9 protein-coding genes are annotated in these 8,855 nt (G+C 70.2%); 5 read left to right on the top strand and 4 right to left on the bottom strand.

Annotated features, from left to right (window positions below; genetic code table 11):
* Positions 1–177 precede the first annotated feature (177 nt).
* Positions 178–807 carry an LUD domain-containing protein gene (locus AKI01S_RS16710; RefSeq protein WP_067817830.1) on the bottom strand — a complete coding sequence of 210 codons (630 nt, stop codon included), beginning with the start codon at positions 805–807 and terminating at the stop codon, positions 178–180.
* A 230-nt stretch (positions 808–1,037) separates the two neighbouring features.
* On the opposite strand from AKI01S_RS16710, the gene sigJ reads away from it, so the two are divergent.
* Positions 1,038–1,919: an RNA polymerase sigma factor SigJ gene (gene sigJ, locus AKI01S_RS16705; protein ID WP_245681651.1), complete on the top strand. Its 882-nt coding sequence runs from the start codon at positions 1,038–1,040 to the stop codon at positions 1,917–1,919.
* 400 nt (positions 1,920–2,319) lie between these two features.
* Here sigJ and AKI01S_RS16700 read toward each other — a convergent pair whose 3' ends face one another.
* Entirely contained in the window at positions 2,320–3,258 is a 939-nt protein-coding gene (locus tag AKI01S_RS16700) for a GlxA family transcriptional regulator (protein ID WP_067817824.1), read from the bottom strand.
* Positions 3,259–3,469: 211 nt separating this feature from the next.
* Between AKI01S_RS16700 and AKI01S_RS16695 the strand changes: the two genes are divergently transcribed.
* Positions 3,470–4,162, top strand: coding sequence for a DJ-1/PfpI family protein (locus AKI01S_RS16695; RefSeq protein WP_067817821.1), 693 nt, complete (start codon positions 3,470–3,472; stop codon positions 4,160–4,162).
* A gap of 289 nt (positions 4,163–4,451) precedes the next feature.
* Complete coding sequence (locus AKI01S_RS16690; protein WP_067817818.1) at positions 4,452–4,901, top strand: DUF6010 family protein; 450 nt, start codon at positions 4,452–4,454, stop codon at positions 4,899–4,901.
* Here AKI01S_RS16690 and AKI01S_RS16685 read toward each other — a convergent pair.
* Positions 4,895–5,248 (bottom strand): hypothetical protein, encoded by a 354-nt coding sequence (locus AKI01S_RS16685; protein ID WP_067817815.1) that lies wholly within the window; start codon positions 5,246–5,248, stop codon positions 4,895–4,897. The genes AKI01S_RS16690 and AKI01S_RS16685 overlap by 7 nt on opposite strands.
* 227 nt (positions 5,249–5,475) lie before the next feature.
* Here AKI01S_RS16685 and AKI01S_RS16680 point away from each other — a divergent pair, with 227 nt between their 5' ends.
* On the top strand, positions 5,476–6,129 hold the full coding sequence (locus tag AKI01S_RS16680) for a hypothetical protein (RefSeq protein WP_169813971.1): 654 nt from the start codon (positions 5,476–5,478) through the stop codon (positions 6,127–6,129).
* A gap of 4 nt (positions 6,130–6,133) precedes the next feature.
* Positions 6,134–6,337, top strand: a complete 204-nt coding sequence (locus AKI01S_RS16675) for a hypothetical protein (protein ID WP_157419882.1) — start codon at positions 6,134–6,136, stop codon at positions 6,335–6,337.
* A gap of 268 nt (positions 6,338–6,605) precedes the next feature.
* Here AKI01S_RS16675 and AKI01S_RS16670 read toward each other — a convergent pair whose 3' ends face one another.
* Positions 6,606–8,810 carry a WD40/YVTN/BNR-like repeat-containing protein gene (locus tag AKI01S_RS16670; RefSeq protein ID WP_067817806.1) on the bottom strand — a complete coding sequence of 735 codons (2,205 nt, stop codon included), beginning with the start codon at positions 8,808–8,810 and terminating at the stop codon, positions 6,606–6,608.
* Positions 8,811–8,855 lie beyond the last annotated feature (45 nt).

Here is an 8,855-nt window from a genome sequence, read left to right as displayed (position 1 = left end):
GGCCGCCCTCGATCCTCCTCAGCGAATGAGCATCGGGGCTGGCACACCCGGTCTCCCGGCGCACCCCCTCGCAGCACACCGCGACCTGCATCACCCGCGCCTGCCTGGGCCGTCGGAACGGCCCAGGCAGGCGGACCGGTCAGCGCCGAGATGTCCCCGACGAGGAATGCTGGTCGTTCAGAATCCGATGGCTTCGCGGAGCAACAGGACGGTGCCGCGTCCAGGGACGTATTCCGCGTTGAGGATGAGGAGGCGGTTGATGGCACTGGACCACCCGTGGACCGCCTGGGTGCGGGCGCTTTCCAGCGGGAGGCAGTGGTCTTCGACGCGGCGCAGCGCGGTGGGAAGGTCGGGAACCACCTTCTGCGCCCCGACGACCCAGATCGCGCGGGCCGCGCCACCGGCGTAGCCGGGCAGCTGGCTTCCGCTGCCCGAGGCGATCACCAGGGAGCCGGTTTCGGTGACCGCGTGCACGCTGCCCACGATCACGTCGGGGGAGGCGCCCAGCCGCCGGATCTCGTCCATCTGGGTGGCACGGTCCATGGCCAGGAGGCGTGGCTTGACGGCCTGGTACCGCCCGCCGCCGTTGATGTCGGCATCGATGCCGGACAGGCGGAGGGTCTCGCTGGCGCCGGTGAGGACGCTGGCGCCCTCGGGAATCAGATCGTTGATGCGGGTGCGCGCGGCGGCCGCGTCGTCGAGGATCTCCACGGTGAAGCCGTGTGCGGTCAACGCTGCGGCCGCCCGCTCCAGGCGCTGCGCGGACGCCGGGTCGGCGAAGGTGATGTCCGGCATCGGGGTGCTCATGTTGTCCCTGTACTTCCTGTCCGGTGGACGATCGGTTGGTCTCAGCAGTCCGACAACGCAGCCCCCCGGAATGTCAGGCGACGCATCGGCCTCACATTCCGGTGCGCTGTCTTGTCGAACCGGTGAGGGCGGATACGACCAAGGGGGACACCGGCACCATGACCACCCGATCCAGGCCAGACGCTGTCGAGCCGGGCGGAGGCCGACCTGATCCGGGGTTGGACGCGATCATGAGCGAGCGGCGTCGGCTGATCAATCTCGCGTACCGGCTGCTGGGCTCCCTGGCCGAGGCCGAGGACGCCGTCCAGGAGACCTACACCCGCTGGTACGCGATGTCCCGGCAGCAGCAGGACGCCATCGAGTCCCCCGGCGCCTGGCTGACGACGGTCGCCAGCCGCATCTGCCTCAACCTGCTGGGCTCGGCACGGTCCCGGCGAGAGACCTACGTGGGCGAATGGATCCCCGAGCCGCTGCCCGAACGGACGGAGTGGAGCAGCGGCCGGCCGGGAGACGCGACCGCCGACCCGGCCGACCGGGTCACCCTGGACGAGTCGGTCAACCTGGCCTTCCTGGTGGTGCTCGAATCGATGACCCCGGCCGAGCGCGTCGCGTTCATCCTGCACGATGTCTTCTGCCACTCCTTCGCCGAAGTGGCCGAGATCGTCGGCCGTACCCCGGCGGCATGCCGCCAGCTGGCCTCCTCGGCCCGCCGCCGCGTCCGGGCCTCGCAGCCTTCCGCGACCCGGGCGGCGCAGCGCGCCGGCATCGTCCGCGACTTCAAGCAGGCGTGGGAGGCCAAGGACATCGACGCCCTCATCGGCCTGCTCGACCCCGACGCCACGGCGATCGCCGACGGCGGCGGCCTCGCCACCACCTTCCTGCACCCCATCGAAGGCGGCGAGCAGATCGCGCACGCCTGGGTCGAAATCGCCCGCCGCAGGCCCGGCGGCATGACCTTCCTGGAACGTACGGTCAACGGCCGGCCCGGTGTGGTGGCACAGCAGGACGGCGTCGTCGTGACGGTGTTCGCGTTCGAGGTCATCGGCGACCGGATCACGCGCATCTGGGTGGTGCGCAACCCCGAGAAACTCCGCCACTGGCCAACGAGCTGACGCGCGTCGCCAGCGCGCCGGGCGCCCGATTTCGCGCGTTGATCGCCGACAGGATTTCCCGCAGGTAGAACGAGGCTCCGCCCCTCTCCAGGACGCCGAGGGCCAAGTGAAGCTTGCTGGTTCGTCCCGGCCGCATCCCCTTTTCGCGGGCGCCGACCGCGTGCTGATGAGCGTGAACGATCGCAGAGTCGACGCTGGCATCATCGGCCACTCTGACGCGGCTGACCAGGCAACAACGGCTCGATCCGCGCCCACGCGGCACCGGTGAGCTCATGACGAGGCACCATGCCACCCCGCTGATCCGCCTCGGCCGAGCACTGAGATCCACCGGACAGGACCTGGCGCCACGGAGCCGTTACTGACGAATGCGCGAGTTCGCCGGTCCTATCGCCGCGCCGGATCAGCTGAACGCGCGGCGATAGGACTGCGGGCTGACGCCGGTGATCCTTTTGAAGCGGTCGCGGAAGGCCGTCGGCGAACCGAAGCCGACCTGGGCGGCGATGCGTTCCACGGAGTGGTCGGTGGTCTCCAGCAGGTGCTGGGCCTGGCGGACGCGGGCGAGGTGCAGCCACTGGAGCGGGGTGGTGCCGGTCTGCTCGCGGAAGCGGCGGATCAGCGTGCGGGTGCTGGTCCCGGCGCGGGCGGCGATGTCGGCCAGGGTGAGGTCGCGGCCCAGGTTGTCCTGGAGCCAGGTGAGCAGGGGTTCGAGGGCCGATCCCTGGGGCGTCGGGGCGTGGCCGTGGACGATGAACTGCGCCTGCCCGCCCTCGCGTTCGAGGGGCATGACCGACAGGCGGGCGGCGTCGGCGGCGACGGCCGAGCCGTAGTCGCGGCGGATCAGGTGCAGGCACAGGTCCAGGCCCGCGGCGGCACCGGCCGAGGTGAGGATCTGCCCGTTGTCGACGTAGAGGACGTCCGCGTCGACCTCGATGTCCGGGTAGGCGGCGGCCAGACGGTCGGCGGCGACCCAGTGGGTGGTGGCGCGCAGGCCGTCGAGGAGTCCCGTGGAGGCCAGGGGGAAGGTGCCCGAGCAGATGGAGGCGATGCGGGTGCCGCGTTCGGCGGCGGCCCGCAGCGCGTCGCGGACGGCGGGGTCGAGCGGGGCCGCGGGAGCGCTGGTGCCGGGCACGATGATGGTGTCGGCCCCTTCGAGCCCGTCCAGCCCCCAGGGCGCGCGCAGGGTGAAGACGCCCGCGTCGATCTCCTCCCGCTGGGCGCACACGCGGATCTGGTAACCGGGACGGCCGTCGGGGAGACGGGTGCGGGTGAACACCTCGATCGGGGTGGACAGATCGAACGGGATCACCCGGTCCAGCGCGAGCACGGCGACGGTGTGCATGGCGAGAACGTACCTTCCCACCGACCGCCTGTCGCCGCCTGGGAGCCACCGAAAATCCTCTTCCGCTCAGTTCGGAACGCAGCTTCGGCGGCCTGTCATTATCCCGTTGAAAGCTGGCATTAACGCCACTGGGAGACGGGTCGATGGCTGGTTAACGTCTGGCCTGACCCCGGCGGGACCGGGCTTCACACCAGATCCGAAGGGCTCCTTCATGCATGCTCAGATCGTTCTGTTCGACGGCTTCGACCCGCTCGACGCCATCGCCCCCTTCGAGGTCCTGCACGCGGGCGGCGCTTTCTCTGACGGCGCGGTGAGCGTGGAACTGGTCTCCGCCGAGGGACCGCGCGAGGTGGTCAGCGGAACGGGAGGGCTGGCGCTGCGCGCCACCGCCGCGCTCGCTCCCGAACGCCCCGGACTGATCCTGGTTCCCGGCGCCTCCGGCCGGGTCGGAGCCCCCGATGACGTCCCCGACCATGATCCGGCGGACGGGCGACCGCAGCCGGAGGAGTTCGTCTCCGTCCTGCTGGCCCGCGCCCTGACCACGGATCTGCCCGTGCTGCTGAAGGCGGCGCTGGACTGCCCCGAAGTGACGGTCGGCACGGTGTGCGGCGGCTCGCTCCTCCTCGCCATGGCCGGGCTGCTGGAGGGGCGCCGCGCCACCTCCCACCACCTGGCGATGGACGCACTCGGTGCCGCGGGCGTCCACGCGGTGCGCGCCCGCGTCGTCGACGACGGCGACCTGGTCACCGCCGCCGGCGTCACCTCGGGACTCGACCTCGGGCTCTACCTGCTGGAACGGGAACTGGGGCCGCGGATCGCCCACGTCGTCGAGGACCTGTTCGCCCATGAACGCCGCGGCACCGTCTGGCGCGACGAAGGGATGGCACCGACCGCACAGCCGTAGAGCGCCAGCGGTGACCAAGCTCTTTCTCTACCTGTACGTCCTGGCCGTCGGCATCGCGACACCCCGCCGCCGCGGGAAGCCTCATCGTTCTCAGCAACGGGAATGTGACCGCGTTCCGTGACTGCGCACGTCACAGCCCACGCCGAACTGCTCTCCCTGGCTTCTGCTGTGCGACCTCGCCGCCCGCCACCTGAAACCGACCTCGCCCTCAATGGGCCACACACGACTGCGCCTCTCCCGTCGTCGTGCTCACAACCCACCCATCCCCTTCTGAGAAAGCGACCGCGTCATGATCTACATCACCGCTCCCCTGATCGGCGTCGTGTACGCCGTGCTGATGTCGCTGATCCGCGAACCGCACCGGCGCCGCTTCAACGCCGTCATGGTCGCGGGCGCGGGCGCCGCCTATCTCAGCGGCGGCGGATTCGGCCTTTGGGAACTCCCCGTCACCGCCCTCACCGCCTACCTCGCGTACCGCGGACTGGAATCGTGGCGGTTCATAGGCCTGGCCTGGCTCGTCCATACGGTCTGGGACCTGGTCCACCACCTCAAGGGCAACCCGATCCTGCCTTTCGATCACTCCTCGTCCCTCGGCTGCGCCATCTGCGACCCGGTCATCGCCCTCTGGTGCCTGGGCGGCGGCCCGTCCCTCATCGACCCGCTGCGCCGCAGGTTCACGCGCCAAGCCACCGTCCAGTCCCCGCCCGTACCTGAGGTACTCGACCAGAGCCGTCAGTAGGTGCCGCTATCCGGCGCCACCACCCACCCGGATGAGCGACACCCGTCCTCAACCCTTCCGCACGGTCGCCGGAGAGGATCGCAGACCGCGACCGCCATCAGCGGCGCCCCGGCCACCATGTCCGCCCCCGGCAGCGCGGCGAGGTTGCTGGCCACGGCCGCGCGACGCGGCGTCCACACCAACGCCACCAGCGCCCCGGTCACCACCAGCGTGCTTCCGGCGATCGAGCACACGATCCACGGCGTGCCGACCACCAGCCGCCACCCCTGCGCCAGCTCCTGCACGAAGCGGGTCCGGCCGGCCAGCCGCACCCCAACGGACGCGCGCTCGCCGGCGGATTGGTTCATGACATTCCTCGCGGAGGGCGGCTCATCAGTTGCTTGCAGTGGCATGCAGCGTGCTCAGGGGCGGTGTCCCGCGAGCAGTGTATGAGCCCGACCCCGCACCGGCTCCCACCGCCGCCTGGCGTACTGGAGGCCTGACCTGCCGGGCGCCGCTGACCGTGCTCGACGACAGTCAGCTGCGATGGTGACGGAGCGAGGGCGCGTGGAGTCTCTGGGAGCATAGGGACGCCATGACCACTCCCCCTGAGTCGCGCACGCCCTTTTGGTGTGATCCGCATCCACCCGACACCGTGCCCACGCCCACCGACGGGCGACGCCACTGCGGGGTGCTGGAGCGTGTGATCCGTCGTCAGTGGAACCCTGAGCACGGGCCGCCGCCCGCCGAGCTGGTCGCGGCCGTGGATTACCTGGCCGGCCTGCCGGGGAACCTGGCCTACCGCCTGGCGAACTGGCTGGACGGCGGCTTGTGGCTGGGCACCGGCAGCGTGCCGGGCCTGGACCATCTCCACCATCTGGCCGGACAGCCCACCCGCCCCGGCAGCCGTGTGACCTGGGATCTGATCCCGGGCGTGGTGGCGGGCCGCACCTTGGCGATCGGCACGGGAGACCATCTTTCGGCGTCGTTGCACGCCCACGAGGTCGGACACGCCCTGGCTGCCATGGACGGGCTGGTCGACACCCGTGACTGGCAAGTGATCATGATGCAGTGCCGGGGGAAACTGCTGGCTGACCGCTATGAAGATCCCCATGAGTGGTTCGCCGAGTCGTTCGCCTTGACCTCCACTCGCCAGTACTCGGCGCTGCTGGCCATGTTGACCGGGCATGAGACCCAGGCGGCGATGGTGGCGAGTTACCATCGAAGGAACTACGGGTTGGGCAGGTGACGTGATGATCGCGTTCAAGCAGGCCAACGGTGATCTTCTGGTGCCGTTGGACGAATGCGTCGCCGCCCGCCGCGTCCATCCCGGCGACCCGGAGTACGCCCAGCTCGAGGCCACCGCGATCGACGCCGGCGCGCTGGCGCCCGACCCCGTCACCGATGCAGAGCTGGAGGCCCGCTGGTTCGGTGCCGACAACCGCCGCACCGCCTGAGCCACCGGCTACACCCACCCCGCAGCCCTGCGCCACCTGTTCGACCGCCCCATCGGCTGCCTGTTCCCCTGCCTGCAAGTCCATCGGATCTACCGCGTTCCCACTCCGAATAGCGGCTGCTGCTTGCCATCACCACGTGCTCGGATGTCTGGGGACAGCCTCGGCAGTAGGACGCCGTAATGGACGCTTGGATTGCGGCGACCCCATCGAACCGGGTCCCTGCCGGGGCTGAAGACGCTGCCCCGGCAGGGACTCGGTGTGGTGCAGATCAGCGGGGGATGCCGTAGAGGACGCCGCGTCCGTTACTTCCCATGTACACCCGGCCGTAGGTGTTGGGGTCGCCCGTGATGGCGGAGCCGAGGGCGCCGAACTGGTGGCGGTCGTCGGTGATCCTCAGCCAGGTGGTGCCCCCGTCGACGGAGCGGAACGCTCCAGAGACGCGGCCGATGGTGCCGGTGATGTAGATCGCCTGGTAGCGCGCGCCGGGGGCGGGTTTGCCGAAGCCGATTCCGCGGGCCGTCGTCACGGTGCCGAGTGTGGAGAAGGTCGCTCCGCCGTCGGTGGAGTGCAGCAGGCCGGAGTCGCCCGCGGCGATCCAGAGGTCTCCTTGTGCGCCGCTCACAGCCTTGAGGCTCCCGTCGGGCAGGGAGGTGGCGCGGGGGGCGAAGGTCGCCCCGGCGTCGGTGCTGGAGTAGAGCGTGCCGCCGGCCAGGGCGTAGAAGACCCCCGGGTTCGCCCGGTCGGCGACCACCTGCGCGTTCGCGGGCAGGCCCTGGCTGGAGTTCCAGGTCGCGCCGCGGTCCCGCGAGTAGTACGCGTGATCACCTGAGGGGGTCCACACGAAGGTCGCGGCGTCGGCGGACACGGCGATGCTCCCGGCCTGCGCGCCGGGGCGAGGCGTGCCTGTGAACGGGGTCCAGCGGCGGCCCCCGTCGGTGGAGTATCCGCCCTTGGCTTGGTTGCCGGTGCCGACCCGGGCCACCACTCTCGTGGCCTTCTGCGCGAAGTCGATGCCGGTGGTGTTGGCGAAGGTGGGGTTGGTGAAGTTCGTCGGGGGTTCCTTGCGCAGGTTGGTGTGGGCGAACCCGCCGACGTCGCCGAGAGCGCTGATGACCGGTGCGCCGCCGGGAATGGAGATCAGGCCGAGTACGGCGGTCTCCTCCAGGCCCTTGGCGCGCACGCTCCAGTGCGTGGCGGCGCCTCGGTCGGCGTTGGTGACGTCGTCACTGCCCCAGATGCCGCTGCCCGTACCGTAGATCACATGGCCCGGAGCGAACGGGTCGATGGCCAGGGTGCCGATCCAGTGCCCGATCGACCTGCCCACGTACGGTGCGGCCGAGTTGTCGTACACCGCGCGTGGGCTGATCGCCTTCCATGACGTGCCCTGGTCGGTGCTGCGGTAGATCTCGTCGTGGGGCCACCATCTGTCGAGAGTGGCGACCATGACCGTTTTCGGATGACGTGGGTCCACGGCCAGCCCGGCGTAGCCATAGCGGTATCCGGAGCTGTCCGCGGCAGGGGTGATGTTCCGCCAGCGGCCGGTGCCGGTCGTCAGCCGCCACACCGCGCCCGCGGTGACCCCGTTGGGGCCGGGCGCGTTGCCGTAGGAGAGGTACAGCTGCCCGTTGGAGGCCAGCACGCCGTGATGCGGCAGCAGCCCGGTCGGCTGTCCGGGCACGGCGGACCAGCTCGCCCCGCCGTCGGTGCTGCGGTAGAGGCTTGTCCCGCTGTCGGCCACGCCCACGTAGATGGTCTTGGTGGGTCCCTGTCCACGGCTCTTGCCGAAGGTCACGAAACTGACCCCGACGCCGCTGCTGGTGCTGCCGGTGACGGGGAAGGAGGCCACCTTGCGCCAGGTCGATCCGTAGTCGGCCGAGCGCCACAGCCCGTCGTGCCGGGTGCCCAGGTACAGGACGCGGTTGTCGCTGGGGTCGATGGCGAGTCTTTCTCCCATCGACCGGCCGTCCTCATTACCCCCGAGCTTGAACGGCAGGGGAATGGTGGTGAAGCGGGCGCCCTGGTCGGTGGAACGCAGGATGGCTCCGTTACCAGCCCATGGTCTGGTGTAGGTTCCGGCGGCGAGATAGAGCCTGTTGGGGTTGACCGGGTCGGTGGCCAGGCTCTCGATACCGAGCAGGTTGCTGTTGCTTTCACCGATCCAGTCGGTCAGCGGGATCCAGGAGCCGGTCTTCGCGTTCCAACGGTATGCGCCACCGATGTCGGTGCGCGCGTACGCCAGGTTCTTCCTCTTGGGGTTGAACACCAGACCGGTGACGAATCCGCCGCCGTTGATCGGCGCGTTCGCCCACTTGTACCTGGCCGCCCGAGCGTTCGCCTGGCGACGCGCCGGCTTCTGCTGTCCACGCAGATGCGCTGACGCCGCGACCTCGGAGCCGGTTGTCTGCGAGCCGCCCGCGGTGAGCAGGACGGTGACCGGCACGCCGCCGACGAGTACGGCGACCGAGCCGATCACAACATACCTACGCAGCGCGCGTCGCGACGAGGTGGGCGACAGGCG

Origin of the sequence: Actinomadura kijaniata NBRC 14229 (genome assembly GCF_001552175.1) — a bacterium.
Classification (GTDB): domain Bacteria; phylum Actinomycetota; class Actinomycetes; order Streptosporangiales; family Streptosporangiaceae; genus Spirillospora; species Spirillospora kijaniata.
This window is presented reverse-complemented; position numbering and strand designations above follow the sequence as displayed.

Excerpts from the sequence above, each read along its gene's own strand:
- AKI01S_RS16710 (WP_067817830.1), bottom strand. The coding sequence starts at position 807 with ATGAGCACCCCGATGCCGGACATCACCTTCGCCGACCCGGCGTCCGCG.
- AKI01S_RS16685 (WP_067817815.1), bottom strand. The coding sequence starts at position 5,248 with ATGAACCAATCCGCCGGCGAGCGCGCGTCCGTTGGGGTGCGGCTGGCC.
- sigJ (WP_245681651.1), top strand. The coding sequence starts at position 1,038 with ATGAGCGAGCGGCGTCGGCTGATCAATCTCGCGTACCGGCTGCTGGGC.
- AKI01S_RS16700 (WP_067817824.1), bottom strand. The coding sequence starts at position 3,258 with ATGCACACCGTCGCCGTGCTCGCGCTGGACCGGGTGATCCCGTTCGAT.
- AKI01S_RS16690 (WP_067817818.1), top strand. The coding sequence starts at position 4,452 with ATGATCTACATCACCGCTCCCCTGATCGGCGTCGTGTACGCCGTGCTG.
- AKI01S_RS16680 (WP_169813971.1), top strand. The coding sequence starts at position 5,476 with ATGACCACTCCCCCTGAGTCGCGCACGCCCTTTTGGTGTGATCCGCAT.
- AKI01S_RS16675 (WP_157419882.1), top strand. The coding sequence starts at position 6,134 with ATGATCGCGTTCAAGCAGGCCAACGGTGATCTTCTGGTGCCGTTGGAC.
- AKI01S_RS16695 (WP_067817821.1), top strand. The coding sequence starts at position 3,470 with ATGCATGCTCAGATCGTTCTGTTCGACGGCTTCGACCCGCTCGACGCC.